The 17,064-nt window shown below is 72.1% G+C and carries 12 protein-coding genes; 9 read left to right on the top strand and 3 right to left on the bottom strand.

Annotation, left to right across the window (positions count from 1 at the left end; translation table 11 throughout):
• Positions 1–90 precede the first annotated feature (90 nt).
• From OG574_RS16130 to OG574_RS16105, 6 genes are all read left to right on the top strand, one after another.
• Positions 91–2,862, top strand: coding sequence for a DNA translocase FtsK (locus OG574_RS16130; RefSeq protein WP_326773822.1), 2,772 nt, complete (start codon positions 91–93; stop codon positions 2,860–2,862).
• 280 nt (positions 2,863–3,142) lie between these two features.
• On the top strand, positions 3,143–4,021 hold the full coding sequence (locus OG574_RS16125; protein ID WP_326773821.1) for a helix-turn-helix domain-containing protein: 879 nt from the start codon (positions 3,143–3,145) through the stop codon (positions 4,019–4,021).
• 78 nt (positions 4,022–4,099) lie between these two features.
• The gene (rimO, locus tag OG574_RS16120) at positions 4,100–5,560 is read left to right on the top strand and encodes a 30S ribosomal protein S12 methylthiotransferase RimO (protein WP_100591069.1); all 1,461 of its coding nucleotides are present in this window, start codon (positions 4,100–4,102) and stop codon (positions 5,558–5,560) included.
• The gene (pgsA, locus tag OG574_RS16115) at positions 5,557–6,237 is read left to right on the top strand and encodes a CDP-diacylglycerol--glycerol-3-phosphate 3-phosphatidyltransferase (RefSeq protein ID WP_100591070.1); all 681 of its coding nucleotides are present in this window, start codon (positions 5,557–5,559) and stop codon (positions 6,235–6,237) included. The genes rimO and pgsA overlap by 4 nt, the downstream gene beginning before the upstream one ends.
• Positions 6,234–6,887 (top strand): CinA family protein, encoded by a 654-nt coding sequence (locus tag OG574_RS16110; protein WP_326773820.1) that lies wholly within the window; start codon positions 6,234–6,236, stop codon positions 6,885–6,887. Before pgsA ends, OG574_RS16110 begins: the two co-directional genes overlap by 4 nt.
• Before the next feature lie 109 nt (positions 6,888–6,996).
• Positions 6,997–7,371 (top strand): helix-turn-helix domain-containing protein, encoded by a 375-nt coding sequence (locus OG574_RS16105; RefSeq protein ID WP_100591071.1) that lies wholly within the window; start codon positions 6,997–6,999, stop codon positions 7,369–7,371.
• 705 nt (positions 7,372–8,076) lie between these two features.
• Here the strand turns inward: OG574_RS16105 and OG574_RS16095 are convergent.
• The 3 genes from OG574_RS16095 to OG574_RS16085 all read right to left on the bottom strand — a co-directional run bounded on the left by OG574_RS16095 (position 8,077) and on the right by OG574_RS16085 (position 14,828).
• Positions 8,077–8,853 (bottom strand): SDR family NAD(P)-dependent oxidoreductase, encoded by a 777-nt coding sequence (locus OG574_RS16095; protein WP_326773819.1) that lies wholly within the window; start codon positions 8,851–8,853, stop codon positions 8,077–8,079.
• Between the two features lie 81 nt (positions 8,854–8,934).
• Entirely contained in the window at positions 8,935–9,768 is an 834-nt protein-coding gene (locus OG574_RS16090) for an Fpg/Nei family DNA glycosylase (protein WP_326773818.1), read from the bottom strand.
• A gap of 140 nt (positions 9,769–9,908) precedes the next feature.
• Positions 9,909–14,828, bottom strand: coding sequence for an ATP-dependent helicase (locus tag OG574_RS16085; protein ID WP_326773817.1), 4,920 nt, complete (start codon positions 14,826–14,828; stop codon positions 9,909–9,911).
• Positions 14,829–14,939: 111 nt separating this feature from the next.
• Here OG574_RS16085 and OG574_RS16080 point away from each other — a divergent pair, with 111 nt between their 5' ends.
• From OG574_RS16080 to OG574_RS16070, 3 genes are read left to right on the top strand one after another with little or no spacing between them, the layout of a single operon-like run.
• A complete protein-coding gene (locus OG574_RS16080) occupies positions 14,940–15,896 on the top strand; it encodes an AraC family transcriptional regulator (RefSeq protein ID WP_326773816.1) in 957 nt (318 codons plus the stop codon).
• Positions 15,836–16,714, top strand: coding sequence for an AzlC family ABC transporter permease (locus OG574_RS16075; RefSeq protein WP_442816926.1), 879 nt, complete (start codon positions 15,836–15,838; stop codon positions 16,712–16,714). The genes OG574_RS16080 and OG574_RS16075 overlap by 61 nt, the downstream gene beginning before the upstream one ends.
• Complete coding sequence (locus OG574_RS16070) at positions 16,711–17,019, top strand: AzlD domain-containing protein (RefSeq protein ID WP_326773814.1); 309 nt, start codon at positions 16,711–16,713, stop codon at positions 17,017–17,019. The genes OG574_RS16075 and OG574_RS16070 overlap by 4 nt, the downstream gene beginning before the upstream one ends.
• Positions 17,020–17,064: the final 45 nt, after the last annotated feature.

Here is a 17,064-nt window from a genome sequence, read left to right as displayed (position 1 = left end):
GTCACCTCCGGGCACACCGATCCGCGACACGGACGGGTGAAGCAGTAGGCACACGTGTCCGTGGTGGTCTCCACCGGTAACCTCACACCCATGGCCTCACGTCCCGCAGCCAAGAAGTCGCCCGCAAAGAGGGCGGCCGCGCCGACCAAGGCCCCGGCGAAGAAGGCCCCTGCCAAGAAGGCGGCCGCGAAGAAGCCCGCGGCCAAGAAGGCGCCCCCGAGGAAAGCCGCGGCGAAGAAGCCCGCGCCCAAGCCGGCGCCCAGCCCCACCGGGGGCGTGTACCGGCTCGCACGCGCGCTCTGGCTCGGCGTCGCGCACAGCGTGGGCGCGATGTTCCGCGGCATAGGACGTGGCGCCAAGGGGCTCGACCCGGCACACCGCAAGGACGGCCTCGCACTCCTGCTCCTCGGCCTGGCGCTGATCGTCGCGGCAGGCACCTGGTCCAATCTGCGCGGACCCGTCGGCGACCTCGTCGAAATGCTCGTCACGGGCGCGTTCGGCCGCCTCGACCTGCTCGTACCGCTGCTGCTCGGCGGCATCGCCGTACGCCTCATCCGGCACCCCGAGAAGCCCGAGGCCAACGGGCGCATCGTGATCGGCCTGTCCGCGCTCGTCATCGGCGTGCTCGGCCAGGTCCACATCGCCTGCGGCTCGCCCGCCCGCACCGACGGCATGCAGGCCATAAGGGACGCCGGAGGGCTCATCGGCTGGGGCGCCTCCACCCCGCTGAGCTTCACCATGGGACAGGTGCTCGCGGTACCGCTCCTCGTCCTGCTCACCGTCTTCGGACTGCTCGTGGTCACCGCGACGCCCGTGAACGCGATCCCGCAGCGGCTGCGGCTGCTCGGCGTGAAGCTCGGCGTCGTCCATCCGGACCCCGAGGACTACCCTCTCGGCGCCGACGGTGCGGCGGACGACGACGAGCGCTACGACGACCAGTGGCGCGAGTCCCTGCCCGCGCGCTCCAGGCGACGCCCGGCGGACCCGGAGGCGTACGACCCCGACCAGGCGGAGCAGGAGGCGCTCTCCAAGCGGCGCAGGCCCCGGCGCACGCCTGTGCAGCCCGTCGTGACCCGGCCCATGGACGCGGTCGACGTGGCCGCGGCGGCCGCTGCCGCGCTCGACGGGGCCGTGCTGCACGGCATGCCGCCGTCGCCGCTCGTCGCCGATCTGACGCAGGGGGTCGGTACGGAGCGGGAAAGTGCTCCGGAGCGCACGGCGCCGGTACCGACCGCGCGGGCGAAGACCCCGGTGAAGGAGACCAAGGAGGCGGACCCGGAACCCGCAGCCGCGGCGGCCAAGGCCGGCGTGCCCGACCTGACGAAGTCGGCCCCCGACGCCCCGCGCGACCTCCCGCCGCGCGCCGAGCAGCTCCAGCTGTCCGGCGACATCACCTACTCGCTGCCCTCGCTCGACCTCCTGGAGCGCGGCGGCCCCGGCAAGTCGCGCAGCGCGGCCAACGACGCCGTCGTCGACTCGCTGTCGAACGTCTTCTCCGAGTTCAAGGTCGACGCCGCCGTCACCGGCTTCACGCGCGGGCCGACAGTCACCCGCTACGAGATCGAGCTCGGCCCCGCCGTGAAGGTCGAGAAGATCACGGCGCTGGCGAAGAACATCGCCTACGCCGTCGCGTCCCCGGACGTCCGGATCATCTCGCCCATCCCCGGCAAGTCAGCCGTCGGCATCGAGATCCCGAACACCGACCGCGAGATGGTCAACGTGGGCGACGTGCTGCGCCTCGCCGACGCGGCCGAGGACGACCACCCGATGCTCGTCGCGCTCGGCAAGGACGTCGAGGGCGGCTACGTCATGGCCAACATGGCGAAGATGCCGCACATCCTCGTCGCCGGCGCCACCGGCTCCGGAAAGTCCTCCTGCATCAACTGCCTGATCACCTCGATCATGTGCCGGGCGACCCCCGAGGACGTGCGCATGGTCCTCGTCGACCCCAAGCGCGTCGAGCTCACCGCGTACGAGGGCATCCCGCACCTGATCACGCCGATCATCACCAACCCCAAGCGGGCCGCCGAGGCGCTGCAGTGGGTCGTGCGCGAGATGGACCTGCGCTACGACGACCTCGCGGCGTTCGGATACCGGCACATCGACGACTTCAACCAGGCGATCCGCGACGGCAAGCTCAAGACGCCGGAGGGCAGCGAGCGCGAGCTGAAGACGTACCCGTATCTGCTGGTCATCGTCGACGAGCTCGCGGACCTGATGATGGTCGCGCCGCGGGACGTCGAGGACTCGATCGTGCGCATCACGCAGCTCGCGCGCGCGGCCGGCATCCACCTGGTGCTCGCCACCCAGCGGCCGTCGGTCGACGTCGTCACCGGCCTCATCAAGGCCAACGTCCCCTCCCGGCTCGCCTTCGCCACCTCCTCGCTCGCCGACAGCCGCGTCATCCTCGACCAGCCCGGCGCCGAGAAGCTGATCGGCAAGGGTGACGGGCTCTTCCTCCCGATGGGCGCGAACAAGCCCACTCGTATGCAGGGCGCGTTCGTCACCGAGGACGAGATCCACGCCGTCGTCCAGCACTGCAAGGACCAGATGGCGCCCGTCTTCCGGGAGGACGTCACCGTCGGGACCAAGCAGAAGAAGGAGATCGACGAGGACATCGGCGACGACCTCGATCTGCTGTGCCAGGCCGCTGAGCTGGTCGTTTCCACGCAATTCGGGTCCACGTCGATGCTCCAGCGCAAGCTGCGCGTCGGCTTCGCGAAGGCCGGGCGGCTCATGGACCTCATGGAGTCGCGGAACATCGTGGGCCCGAGTGAGGGTTCGAAGGCACGTGACGTTCTTGTGAAGCCTGACGAACTGGATGGAGTGCTCGCCGTGATCCGCGGGGAGGCTCAACCCTGAGGCGCGCGTCGCAGGGACAGCGCGCGCCCCCGCAGAAGGAACGGACGGCTCACACTCGCGATCGACGCTCACTCGTAAGGGAGCGTGAGGCAACCGTTTCCCCTCCTCGTACGTCAAGTTGGGGGAGGGGCCAGGTACGTGTCCCAGCATCGGGGTGACCGGCCGTTGTGTCCGGCCATTCCGATGGCGTACAAAGTCTGACCGCCCGGTTGCCCCACCCTTTCGTACCCCCCCTAGACTGAACCTCCAGCAGGTGGTTACACGCTCGAAAGGCGCCCTCGTGTCCATCGGCAACTCCCCTGAAGACGACCGTCCTTCGGATGACCTTCACGCGACGCCCCCGCCGGCCGTCGAGCAGGCGCCCACGCCCGCGGACGACCGTCCCTCGATCGGACGTGTCCTCCGTCAGGGGCGCGTCGACGCCGGGATGACCGTCGACGAAGTCAGTACGTCCACCCGGGTGCGTGTCCCGATCGTGCACGCGATCGAGGAGGACGACTTCTCCCGGTGCGGCGGCGACGTCTACGCCCGCGGTCACATCCGGACCATCGCACGCGCCGTGGGCATCGATCCCGAGCCGCTTCTCGCCCAGTTCGCCGACGAGCACGGCGGGCGGCCCGCGCCGACTGCGGCCGCTCCGCTGTTCGAGGCCGAGCGGATCAGGTCCGAGCCGCGCCGGCCGAACTGGACGGCGGCCATGGTCGCCGCGATCGTCGCGGTGATCGGCTTCGTCGGGTTCACCGCGTTCGGCGGCAGCGACGACGGTGCCAAGCAGCAGGCGGCCGACGGTGCGACACCGGCCACCGGCAAGCCCAAGCCCACGCAGACCCCCAAGGCCAACAAGCCCACCGACCCCAAGCCCGACCCGACCGACAGCGCGATCGCGGCCGCACCGCGCGACAAGGTCACCGTCAAGATCAACGCGGCGGACGGGCGCAGCTGGATCTCCGCGAAGGACCACAACGGACGGATCATGTTCGACGGCCTGCTCGAGCAGGGTGAGTCGAAGACCTTCCAGGACAACCAGAAGGTCGACCTCGTCCTCGGCGACGCGGGCGCCATCCAGCTGTACGTGAACGGCAAGCAGGTGGACAACGAGTTCGAGCCCGGACAGGTCGAGCGCCTTACCTACACCAAGGGTGATCCCGAGGTCGGATGAGCGGGAGGTTGCCCGGTGATGATCTCCGGGTAACCCTCGCGGGCGGGGCTGTCGGTGGGACGAAGTAGTCTTGAGCCCATGCCCGAACGCCGTACCGTCGCCCTTGTCACTCTTGGCTGCGCCCGTAACGAGGTGGACTCGGAGGAGCTCGCAGGCCGCTTGGAGGCGGACGGCTGGGAGCTCGTCGAGGACGCCGAGGCCGCAGACGTCGCTGTCGTCAACACCTGTGGCTTCGTCGAAGCCGCCAAGAAGGACTCCGTCGACGCCCTTCTCGAAGCCAATGACCTCAAGGGCCATGGCAGAACCCAGGCCGTCGTGGCCGTCGGCTGCATGGCCGAGCGGTACGGCAAGGACCTGGCGGAAGCCCTCCCCGAGGCCGACGGCGTGCTCGGCTTCGACGACTACGCCGACATCTCCGACCGGCTCCAGACCATCCTCAACGGCGGCATCCACGCCTCCCACACCCCGCGCGACCGGCGCAAGCTGCTGCCGATCAGCCCTGCCGAGCGGCAGGACGCGGGCGCCGAGGTGGCGCTTCCCGGACACGCCCCCGTGGACCTGCCCGACGGTCTCGCGCCCGCGTCCGGCCCCCGTGCCCCGCTGCGCCGCCGCCTCGGGACGAACCCCGTCGCCTCGGTGAAGCTGGCGTCCGGCTGCGACCGCCGCTGCTCGTTCTGCGCCATCCCGTCCTTCCGCGGCTCCTTCATCTCGCGCCGGCCCAGCGACGTCCTCGGTGAGACGCGCTGGCTCGCCGAACAGGGCGTCAAGGAGGTCATGCTCGTCTCCGAGAACAACACCTCGTACGGCAAGGACCTCGGCGACATCCGACTCCTGGAGACGCTGCTGCCCGAGCTGGCCGCCGTCGAAGGGATCGAGCGGGTGCGCGTCAGCTACCTCCAGCCCGCCGAGATGCGCCCCGGCCTCATCGACGTCCTCACGGGCACCGACAAGGTCGTCCCGTACTTCGATCTCTCGTTCCAGCACTCGGCACCCGCCGTGCTGCGCTCCATGCGGCGCTTCGGGGACACCGACCGGTTCCTCGACCTGCTCTCCACGATCCGGGACAAGGCGCCGCAGGCCGGTGTCCGGTCGAACTTCATCGTGGGCTTCCCCGGCGAGAGCGAGGCCGACCTGGCCGAGCTGGAGCGCTTCCTCACCGGCGCCCGCCTCGACGCGATCGGCGTCTTCGGCTACTCCGACGAGGAGGGCACCGAAGCTGCGACGTACGAGCACAAGCTCGATGAGGACGTCGTCGCCGAGCGCCTCGCGCGCGTGTCGCGGCTCGCCGAGGAGCTGGTCTCGCAGCGCGCGGACGAGCGCGTCGGCGAATCGGTCCACGTGCTCGTCGAGTCCATCGACGACGAGGACGGCGCTGTCGGGCGCGGAGAGCACCAGGCGCCCGAGACGGACGGACAGGTGCTGCTCACGAGCAGCGAGGGCCTGAGCGTGGGTCGTATCGTCGAGGCAAAGGTGATCGGCACCCAGGGCGTGGACCTGGTCGCCGAGCCGCTCGGGTGTTCTGAGGAGGCGGGCAGATGACCGGAGTCCCGGCGTCCGCTACGGGCGGTTCCGGTAGGCCGGCGCCCGGCGGGAAACTGGGCGCTGCGGCCGTCAACCAGGCCAGCCTCTGGAACATCGCGAACATCCTGACCATGGTCCGGCTCCTCCTCGTGCCGGGTTTCGTCGTGCTCTTGCTCACGGACGGCGGCTACGACCCCGTCTGGCGCGCCTGGGCCTGGGCGGCCTTCGCCGTCGCCATGATCACGGATGTCTTCGACGGGCATCTGGCGCGCACGTACAACCTGGTCACGGACTTCGGGAAGATCGCCGACCCCATCGCCGACAAGGCGATCATGGGGGCAGCCCTCATCTGTCTCTCCAGCCTCGGCGACCTCCCCTGGTGGGTGACGGGAGTGATCCTCGGGCGTGAGCTCGGGATCACCCTGCTGCGCTTCTGGGTCATCCGGTACGGGGTGATCCCGGCCAGCCGCGGCGGCAAGATGAAGACCCTCGCGCAGGGCACGGCGGTCGGGATGTACGTCCTGGCGCTGACCGGACCGCTGGCCACCTTCCGGTTCTGGGTGATGGCGGTGGCGGTCGCGCTGACCGTGCTCACCGGCCTCGACTACGTGAAGCAGGCCGTGGTGCTGCGGCGGCAGGGCATGGCGGCCGAGCGTGCCGCCCGCGACGAACGTGAGGCGGCGGCGGAGCAGTGACGTCCGGAGCGGTCGGCGGTGGAGGGGCGGACGGCCTCGCCACCGCCGCCGTGGTGCTCCGGCTGCTCACCGAGCGCGGCGAGACCCTCGCGGTCGCCGAGTCGCTCACCGGCGGCCTCGTGGCGGCCGACATCACCTCGGTGCCGGGCGCCTCGCGCGTCTTCCGCGGGTCCGTGACCTCGTATGCGACCGAGCTGAAACGGGACGTCCTCGGCGTCGACGGCACTCTCCTGGCCGAGCGAGGGGCAGTGGATCCCGAGGTCGCCCTGCAGATGGCGACCGGGGTGCGCAGGGTCCTCGGCGCCGACTGGGGAATCGCGACCACAGGCGTGGCCGGGCCCGACGAGCAGGACGGGCAGCCGGTGGGGACGGTGTTCGTGGCCGTCGCCGGTCCGGGGGACTCCATGGCCTTCGAGGCGGGATCCGGAGGGGCTGACGCGGGAGCCGGCGCCGGGGTTGAGGGGTCCGGGGGTCAGGCCGGCAGTTTCGCTCGTAGCCGGAAAGTGGCCGCGTTGCGGTTGAACGGCGACCGTTCGGAAATCCGTATGAAGAGTGTACGGAGTGTGCTTGAGCTGCTGCTTGAGCGGCTCTTGAGCGAACGCGCAGAGAATGAGCGGGCACAGGATACGGAACAGAACGGGGGGTTTTGATGTTTACAGCCCTGAGTGAACACGACATCGCTCCCCGCACGGCCGCGGCGCAAGGCGGTACGGTGGGGCGTGAAGGATGCGGCTACGCGGTCCGAGGAGGGAGCCACCGATGATTCTGCTCCGTCGCCTGCTGGGTGACGTGCTGCGTCGGCAGCGCCAGCGCCAGGGCCGTACTCTGCGCGAAGTCTCCTCGTCCGCCCGAGTCTCGCTCGGCTATCTCTCCGAGGTGGAGCGGGGGCAGAAGGAGGCATCCTCCGAGCTGCTGTCCGCTATTTGCGACGCGCTTGACGTACGGATGTCCGAGCTCATGCGCGAGGTGAGCGACGAGCTCGCTCTCGCCGAGCTGGCCGAGTCGGCAGCGGCTACTGATCCGGTGCCCGCACCGGTTCGCCCGCGGCTCAATTCTGTCTCCGTGGCCGGTGTTCCACCGGAACGGGTGACCATCAAGGCGCCTGCGGAAGCGGTGGACGTCGTCGCTGCGTGAGTTCGCGCGGCGTGACGCCTCGTGCAGGTGTCACTCATAAGTGTGTGAAAGCCCCGGCCGGGAGATCGGCCGGGGCTTTTGCATGCCGAGGGGGCTGGGTGGTGGGAGCGCGGTGTCAGGAGAGGGGGCTGAGTGGCGGGATCGGGGTGTCAGGAGGGGCGGGCCAGGGTGCTTGGAGCGGTGGGCCAGGGGTGCCGGGGCGGGCTCGACATGCCCGTATCAGGGCATTCGTGCCATGGTGAAGGGGATTTCGACGTGGGCGGGAGCGCCTTCGGTGTGCGGGAACGCCTCCGTAGCGCCCTGCCGCCGGGTGGCGCCGGCGTTCGGGTTCGATCCGATCCGGCATCGGGCAGGAGGTGGCGGCCGTGGCGTGGCGGACCGTGCGCGGAATACCGGCCGGGGTGTGGCGGAACGCGCGCTGGATACCGGCCGTGGCCTTCGGGGCGCTGTGGTGGTGGGGCGTGCTGCGGCTGGCCTTCTCGCCGGACGCGGGAGCGTTCGAGGGAGCCGTGGCGGCCGGCGGGTGGGGGCTGAGCCTGCTGCCGGTGCACTGTGTGCCCAAGGCCCGGGCCGCGAGGGCGGTGGGGGCCGTGAGGCGGGGCAGGACCTCTGTGGGGGCGGGGCAGTCTTCTGGGGCGGCTGTGGGGGCGACGGGGGCTGATGGAGCGGCTATGAGGGCGAGGCGGTTCGCTGGGGCCGGCCTGCTTACCAGGGCATGGCGACGCCGCCGTTCGGGCGGAGGATCTGGCCCGTCGTGAACGATGACGCGTCCGACGCCAGGTGCAGGACGGCGTGGGCGATGTCGTCCGCCTCGCCTACGCGGCCCAGCGGGGACATCCGGACCATCAGAGCCTCGGTGTGCGACTGCTCCGACGCGTCGTGGCGGCCGGTCATGGGCGTACGGATCCAGCCGGGCGCGACCGCGTTGACGCGGATGCCCTGCGGGCCGACCTCGGTCGCCAGTGTCTTCGTCAGCTGGACGACCGCGGCCTTCGAGGCGCCGTAGCAGAGCAGTCCGGGGCCGCCGGTGTCCACGGCGCCCGACGCCATCGTGACGATGCTGCCGCGAGTGCCCGTCGCGATCATGGCGCGGGCGGCCTCCTGGCAGGCGTACAGCACCCCCTTGAAATTGATGCCGAGGACGCGGTCGAGGTCCTCGTCGCGGGTCTCCAGGACGGGGCTGCTGTGCATGATCCCGGCGATCGCGGCCATGACGTCGAGACGGCCCGTCGCGTCGACGGCCGCGGCCACCGCCTCGGCGAGCTGGGTGCGGTCCGCGACGTCGAGGGCGTGGGTGCGGGCCGTGCCGCCCCTGGCCTTGATCAGCGTCTCCGTCTCGTGCAGGCCCTGCGCGTCGCGGTCGGCGCAGTGCACGGTGGCTCCGGCGTCGGCCAGGAGCAGGGCGGAAGCGCGTCCGATGCCGCTCGCGGCGCCGGTGACGAATGCGGTGCGTCCGGTGAGGTCGTACGCGGTGACGGGCATGAGGGGACCGTACGAGCACTTCTGACGGGTCGTCAATTAGCTTGTACGGGCTATCTGGTGTGGTTGCGGAGCAGGGCTTCGCTATCTGGCGTGCGCGGGCTGCTTGGCGTACGGGCGTGGGGCCGGGCCGTGTTGGCAGGAGGGGCACCAGTAGGTGGGGCGGTCACGGGAGCCGTCGCCCTGGTCGGCCACGCGGATCGGGGTGCGGCAGCGCAGGCAGGGGCGAGGCGCCCGGCCGTAGACGTAGAGCCGCTGGCCGGGGCGGCCGCTGCCGGTGGTGACGCGTGCGGGGCGGTCGCGATTGGCTTCGAGGAGCTTCTTGGCCAGCTCGGGGAGTCGAGCGGCGGTGCCGTCGGGGAGGTCGCCGACGGGCAGCCATGGGGTGACCTGAAGGAGGAAGCACAGCTCGGACTTGTAGACGTTGCCGATGCCCGCGAGATTGCGCTGGTCGAGGAGTGCCTCGCCGAGGGGGCGAGCCGGGTCGCTGAGGAGGTTGCGCAGGGCCGTTTCGGCATCCCAGTCCGGGCCGAGCAGGTCGGGGCCGAGGTGGCCGACCACCTTGATCTCGTCGGCCGTGCGCATGAGTTCGAGGACGGGGAGGCGGTAGCCCACGGCGGTGCGGGTGGCGTTGCCGAGGATGGCGCGGATCTGGTGGCCGGGGCCACCGGTCCAGCGCTCTCCCGGTGCATACACCTTCCAGGAGCCGTCCATCCGGAGGTGTGAGTGCAGGGTGAGGCCGCCCTCGATGCGGGTGAGGAGGTGCTTGCCACGCGGGGTGACGTCGAGGACCGTGCGGCCGGTCAGGTCGGCCGTGGCGAAGCGGGGGACGCGCAGGTCGGAGCGGATGAGCACCTGGCCCGCGAGGGCGGTGTGCAGACGCCGCGCGGTCTGCAGGACGGTGTCTCCTTCGGGCATGGGTCAAGGGTGGCACGGGTGGCAGCGGTGGGGTGGTCGGCGTGGGGCGGCGGTGGGCGGCATGGGGGGAGCGGTGGGCCGGTGAGGGTTTGGGGTGACGTCGGAGGGGGCGGGTGGGCGTGTTCCGTGCGGGGTCGGGTCTATGCGCGCAGGCGTAGGCCTCGCGGGGTTGCGTGGAAGCCGGCTGTTTCCAGGAGGGGCGAGAACGGAGAGGTCAGAGCGGCGGAGCCGTTGATCCGCTCCACGGTGATCGTGCCGAGGGAGCCCGCTCTGGCGGCGTCGGCCAGTGCCTCCGCGGCGGCGGGCAGCCGGGAGTCCTCGGCGACCTCGGCCGCGGAGAGCGCGCCGGCGTCGCCTTCGGACGCCGGCCAGGCCAGCAGGGTCTTGCCGCCGCGCTCCATGTAGAGGGTCAGCTCGCCGTCGACGAGCACGACCAGGGAGCCCGCCTTGCGGCCCGGCTTGTGTCCGGCGCCGGTGGGGGAGTCGGGCCAGGTCAGGGCAGCGCCATAGGCGTTCGCCGGGTCTGCGGCGGCGAGAACGACGGCTCTGGACGCGGCTCTTCGGCGGCGCGGGGTGCGATCGGGGCCGGGGCCTGGGCCTGGGCGGCCGGGTGCGGGCCAGGCGTTGTGTTCCGCGAAGTCCGGGGGAAAATCCGGGACGGCGTCCGGGGAGAAGCCGGGGGGAAAGTCCGGGGGGAAGTCCGGGATGGTGTGCGGCCCGCTGGCGGTGGACCACGACGGGTCCCAGGTAGCCGACGGGTCGGTCGTGGGGGGCATGGGCGCGCCGGGCGGACCGGCGTAGGGGTCGGGCGGGGCATCCCCGCGATCGCGTGCGTTCGCGGCCGCGCGCAGGCGGTCCACCGCCCCGTCCATCGCGAACTGCGCGGCGCCGAGGCCCTCGACGACGTACCCCCGCCGGGCCTGGCCGCTCTCCTCGAAGGCGGACAGGATGCGGTACACCGCGGAGAAACCGCCCTCCACGCCCTCCGCGGCGACGGCGCCCCGGGTCACCACACCGTGCCGGTCGAGGAGCGTGCGGGCCAGGGCGTGGGCGCGCACTGTCGGGTCGGGGTCGACTGTGGGCAGCAGTGACCAGCGGCCAGCGACGGTCGGCGGGCCCGAGCGGGAGGCGGTCCGCGCGGCGGCGGTGAGGCCCCCGTAGCGCCCGCGCGGGATCGCGCGGCGGGCGCGGTGAGCCGTGGATCCCGCGGTGCGGCCCGACCCGAGGAGGGAGCGCATCGGGGCCAGCGTGTCGTTCGTGAGCCGCCCGGACCAGGCCAGGTCCCAGAGTGCGTCCGCCAGTTGAGGATCGGTGGCGTCGGGGTGCGTTGTCGCGCGGACCTGGTCGGCGATCTGGCGGAAGAACAGGCCGTAGCCACCGGAGAGCGTGTCCAGGACGGACTGGTGGAGGGCGGTGAGCTCCAGGGGGTGCGGCGCGGGGAGCAGCAGGGGTGCCGTGTCGGCCAGGTACAGGGAGACCCAGCCGTCCTTGCCGGGCAGGGAGCCCGCGCCCGCCCACACGACCTCGCCCGACGCCGTGAGTTCGTCGAGCATCGCGGGCGTGTAGCCCGAGACCCGGGACGGCAGGACGAGCTTCTCCAGGGCGGACGCCGGTACGGACGCGCCCTGCAACTGCTCGACCGCGCGCACCAGACCGTCGACACCGCGCAGCCCTTGCCCGCCCAAGTGCTGCCACTGGGGCAGGAACTGGGCGAGGGCGGCGGGCGGGACCGGCTCCAGCTCGTGCCGCAGGGCCGCGAGCGAACGCCTGCGCAGACGCCGGAGCACCGTCGCGTCGCACCACTCCTGGCCGATGCCGGCCGGATGGAACTCGCCTTGCACCACCCGCCCGTTCGCCGCCAGGCGTTGCAGCGCGCCGTCCGTGACCGCCGCGCCGAGGCCGAAGCGGGTGGCGGCCGCGGCCGAGGTGAACGGGCCGTGCGTGCGCGCGTACCGGGCGAGAAGGTCGCCCAGGGGATCCTTGACGGGCTCCGTGAAGGCCTCGGGTACGCCCACGGGCAGCGCGGTGCCGAGCGCGTCCCGCAGCCGGCCCGCGTCCTCGATCGCCGCCCAGTGGTCGGCTCCCGCGATACGGACTCGGATGGCGCGGCGGGCGGACGCCAGCTCCGTGGCCCACCCCGGCTCGGCGCCCCGATCCGCCAACTCGGCGTCCGTGAGCGGCCCGAGGACGCGCAACAGGTCCGCGACGCCCTCGACGTCCCTGATGCGGCGGTCGTCGGTGAGCCACCCGAGCTCCTGTTCCAGCTCGGCGAGCACGTCCGCGTCGAGGAGCTCGCGCAGCTCGGCCTGCCCGAGCAGTTCGGCGAGCAGCCGCGAGTCCAGCGAGAGGGCGGCGGCGCGCCGCTCGGCGAGCGGGGAGTCGCCCTCGTACAGGAACTGGGCGACGTAGCCGAACAGGAGGGAACGGGCGAACGGGGAGGCCTCCGGGGTGGTGACCTCGACGAGGCGGACCTTGCGGGACTCGATGTCACCCATCAACTCCGCGAGGCCGGGCACGTCGAAGACGTCCTGGAGGCACTCCCGTACGGCTTCGAGGACGATCGGGAACGAGCCGAACTCGCTGGCCACCTGGAGGAGTTGGGAGGCGCGCTGGCGCTGCTGCCACAGGGGGGTGCGCTTGCCGGGGTTGCGGCGGGGCAACAGCAGGGCGCGGGCCGCGCACTCGCGGAAGCGGGCCGCGAACAGGGCCGAGCCGCCGACCTGGTCGGTGACGATCTGGCTGACGTCGCCCTTGTCGAAGGCAACGTCGGCGGCCCCGAGGGGCGCCTGGTCGGCGTCGTACTCCGAACCGGCCTTCGAGGGCTCCTGGTCCAGGAGGTCGAGGCTCATGAGGTCGGCGTCGGGAAGGCGCAGCACGATGCCGTCGTCGGCGTGCATGACCTGGGCGTCCATGCCGTACTTCTCGCCGAGCCTGGCGCCGAGAGCGAGCGCCCAGGGGGCGTGCACCTGCGCGCCGAAGGGGGAGTGCACGACGACCCGCCAGTCGCCCAGCTCGTCACGGAACCGCTCGACCACGATGGTCCGGTCGTCCGGGATGTGGCCGCAGGCCTCGCGCTGCTCGGACAGATAGGCCAGCACATTGTCGGCGGCCCACGCGTCGAGGCCCGCCGCGAGCAGCCGGAGCCGCGCGTCCTCCGTGGACAGGGAGCCGACCTCGCGCAGGAACGCGCCCACCGCGCGCCCCAGTTCGAGCGGGCGGCCGAGCTGGTCGCCCTTCCAGAACGGCAGCCTGCCCGGGACGCCGGGCGCGGGGGAGACCAGCACGCGGTCGCGCGTGATGTCCTCGATGCGCCAGGAACTCGTACCGAGGGTGAACACGTCGCCCACCCGGGACTCGTAGACCATCTCCTCGTCGAGCTCACCTACCCGCCCGCCGCCCTTCTTGGGGTCGGATCCGGCGAGGAACACCCCGAAGAGGCCGCGGTCCGGAATCGTGCCCCCGGAGGTGACGGCCAGGCGCTGGGCACCGGGGCGTCCGGTGACCGTGCCGGCGATGCGGTCCCACACCACGCGTGGACGCAGCTCGGCGAACGCGTCGGAGGGATAGCGGCCCGCCAGCATGTCGAGAACGCCGGTGAACGCGGACTCCGGAAGCGATGCGAAGGGGGCCGCACGGCGGACGAGCGCGAGCAGGTCGTCCACCTGCCACGTGTCGAGCGCTGTGATCGCGACCAGCTGCTGCGCCAGCACGTCCAGGGGGTTGGCGGGGATACGAAGGGACTCGATGGAGCCCGTGCGCATCCGCTCGGTGACCACCGCCGCCTGGACGAGGTCGCCCCGGTACTTCGGGAAGACCACGCCCGTGGAGACCGCGCCCACCTGGTGTCCCGCGCGGCCCACGCGCTGGAGGCCGGAGGCCACGGAGGGCGGGGACTCCACCTGGACGACGAGGTCCACCGCGCCCATGTCGATACCCAGCTCGAGGCTGGACGTGGCCACCACGGCGGGCAGCCGGCCCGCCTTGAGGTCCTCCTCGACGAGGGCGCGCTGCTCCTTGGAGACCGATCCGTGGTGGGCGCGGGCGATGACCGCCGGCGCTCCGTTCGCCGCGCCCGAGCCGCCCATCAGCTCGGCCGGTGCATGGTCCTCGGGGAGGGCCTCGCCCGTCGCCCGCTCGTACGCGATCTCGTTCAGCCGGTTGCACAAGCGCTCGGCCAGGCGGCGGGAGTTGGCGAAGACGATCGTCGAGCGGTGCGACTGGACCAGGTCGGCGATGCGCTCTTCGACATGCGGCCAGATCGACGGCCGCTCCGCGCCCTGGTCGGAGTCGGCGACGGGCGAGCCGCCGAGCTCGCCCAGATCCTCCACGGGGACGACCACCGAGAGGTCGAACTCCTTGCCCGAGCGCGGCTGGACGATCTCCACCTTGCGCTGGGGCGACAGATAGCGCGCCACCTCGTCGACAGGGCGGACCGTCGCGGACAGTCCGATCCGGCGGGCGGGCCGGGGCAGCAGCTCGTCGAGGCGCTCCAGGGACAGCGCGAGATGGGCGCCGCGCTTGGTGCCCGCGACCGCGTGCACCTCGTCGAGAATCACCGTCTCGATGCCCGTGAGCGCGTCACGCGCGGCGGACGTGAGCATCAGGAACAGCGACTCCGGCGTCGTGATCAGAATGTCCGGGGGCCGGGTCGACAGGGCGCGGCGCTCGGCCGGGGGAGTGTCCCCGGAGCGGATGCCGACCTTCACCTCGGGCTCGGGCAGCCCGAGGCGCACCGACTCCTGCCGGATACCGGTGAGCGGGCTGCGCAGATTCCGCTCCACGTCGACCGCGAGGGCTTTGAGCGGCGAGACGTACAGGACGCGACAGCGCTTCTTCGGGTCGGCCGGCGGTGGCGTCGACGCCAGCTGGTCCAGGGCGGCCAGGAACGCGGCCAGCGTCTTGCCGGAACCCGTCGGCGCGACGACCAGCACGTCCGAGCCCTCGCCGATGGCCTGCCACGCCCCGGCCTGTGCGGACGTGGGCGCGGAGAACGCCCCCGTGAACCAATTGCGGGTCGCGGGGGAGAAACCGTCGAGCGGGCTGCGTGCGGACCTGACCATGCACCCATCGTGCACCTCCCCACTGACAATGGCCCGGACCTGCGCAAACGCTCCGCATCCTGACCTCGGCGGCGGGGCGGCGCGGCCCGGTCGTGGCGCAGAATGGAACACATGGCAGGTTCGGGAACGAAGGAATGGGCCAGGCACTGGCGCTACGAACAGCTGCCGGGCCTCGACCTGCTGCGGGCGCGCTACGTCCGTCACACCTTCCCCCGTCACAGCCACGACGGGTACGTCTTCGGTGCGGTCAACAGCGGGGTCGAGGACGTGGGCCTGCCGACGGGCACGGTGCACGCGGGCCCCGGCACCGTCGTCATGATCAACCCCGAGGTGGCGCACACGGCGAGGGCGGGGGAGCCCGAAGGGTGGGCCTACCACACGCTCTACCCGTCGGCCGATGTCATAGCCGAGATCGCGGGCGAGACCATGGCGGTCCGAGGGACCGCGGCGTTCGCCCAGCCGATCGTGAATGACCCGCAGGCGGCTCACCTCATCAGTGAGGTGCACCGCGCCGCCGAGGAGGGCAACGCGCTCGCCGCCGACAGTCTGCTGCGCATCGTGGTCGCGCGGCTGCTGCGCGATCACGGGCAGCCCATGACTGCGCGCCCCATGCGGTCCGCCGGCGCCTCGATCGCGGCACGCGCGCGTGCCGTGCTCGTCGAGCGGATGGCCGAGCCGCCGTCCCTGGAGACCCTCGCCACCGAACTCGGCACCAGCCCGTTCGCTCTGCTGCGCGCCTTCAGGGACGCGTACGGCATGCCGCCGCACACCTGGCTCACCGACGCGCGCGTGCGGGCCGCCCGCCGCCTCCTGGACGGCGGCACGGCACCGGCCGACGCGGCCGTGGAAGTCGGCTTCACGGACCAGCCGCACCTGAACCGGCACTTCACGCGGATCGTCGGCGTACCGCCCGGCGCCTACCAGCGGGAGCGCAAGAACGTACAAGACCCGGCCGCGCGCTCCCTCGTACCGTCGGAGGCGTGGCAGAACAGACAACATCCGCAGCGATATGCACCGGATCAGGACGCGCCGGATCAGCACGGGAGCCGGGCGAGCCTGGGCAAGTAGGGACTCCCGGGGAGGGCAGGCCCGGAGCAGGTGGGCCTGGGGGCGGTGGGCCTGGGGGCGGAGGGCCTGAGAAGGCCGATTCCGCCGTCGTCCGGGACGCGCTCGGCGTCGGCGTCGCCGTCGGACTCTCCGGATTCGCCTTCGGCGTGACCTCGGCCGGCAGCGGCCTCAGCGTGCTCCAGACCTGCGCGCTCAGCCTGCTCGTGTTCACCGGGGCCTCGCAGTTCGCCCTCGTGGGCGCGATCGCGGCCGGCGGCAACCCGCTCACCGCCGCCGCGGGCGCCTTCTTCCTCGGCGTGCGCAACTCCTTCTACGGGCTGCGTCTTTCCCAGCTGCTCGCCCTCCCGCGCGTGCTGCGCCCCTTCGCCGCGCACTGGGTCATCGACGAGACCACGGCCGTCTCGCTCGCCCAGCCCACGCGCCGCAGCGCCCGTATCGGCTTCACCGTCACGGGACTCACCCTGTACGTGCTGTGGAACCTCACGACCCTGCTCGGGGCGCTCGGCGCGGAGGCCATCGGCGACACCGACGCGTGGGGGCTCGACGCGGCCGGACCAGCGGTCTTCCTGGCGCTGCTCGCGCCGATGCTGCGGACCTCAACGGAACGGGCCGTGGCCGGTATCGCCGTCATCCTCGGCCTCGGGCTGCTGCCCGTCCTGCCGGCCGGTGTGCCGGTCCTGGTGGCCGCACTCGCCGCGCCGGCCGTGCTCTACGTAGAGGGGCGCCGGGTGGCACGGAGAGAGACCGAGGAGAGCCCGGACCAGAACTCACGAGCGACCTTGCAGAAGACCGACGGCGGACAAGGAGAGGACCGATGAACATCTGGATCGCGGTCGCGGTGACCGCAGTCGGCTGTTACGCCGTCAAGCTCATCGGCCTCCTCGTGCCCGCCGGTGTCCTGGAACGGCCCCTGGTCCGACGACTGGCGGCGCTGCTCCCCGTGGCCCTGCTGGCCGCGCTCACGGCCCAGCAGACCTTCGCCGAAGGCACCACGCTCGTCCTCGACGCGAAGGCGGCCGGGCTGGCCGCGGCGGCGGTCGCGCTGATCCTGCGCGCGCCGTTCCTGGTCGTCGTCGCGGCGGCCGTCGTGGTGACGGCCGGACTGCGCGCCGTCACGGGCTGAGCCCCCCCCACGCGCGCGTGGACCCCTTGCGCGCCTGCCACCCAC

The sequence above is a fragment of the Streptomyces sp. NBC_01445 genome (assembly GCF_035918235.1).
Classification (GTDB): domain Bacteria; phylum Actinomycetota; class Actinomycetes; order Streptomycetales; family Streptomycetaceae; genus Streptomyces.
The sequence above is the reverse complement of the archived record's forward strand: the minus strand, read 5'-3'. Positions and strand labels throughout refer to the sequence as shown.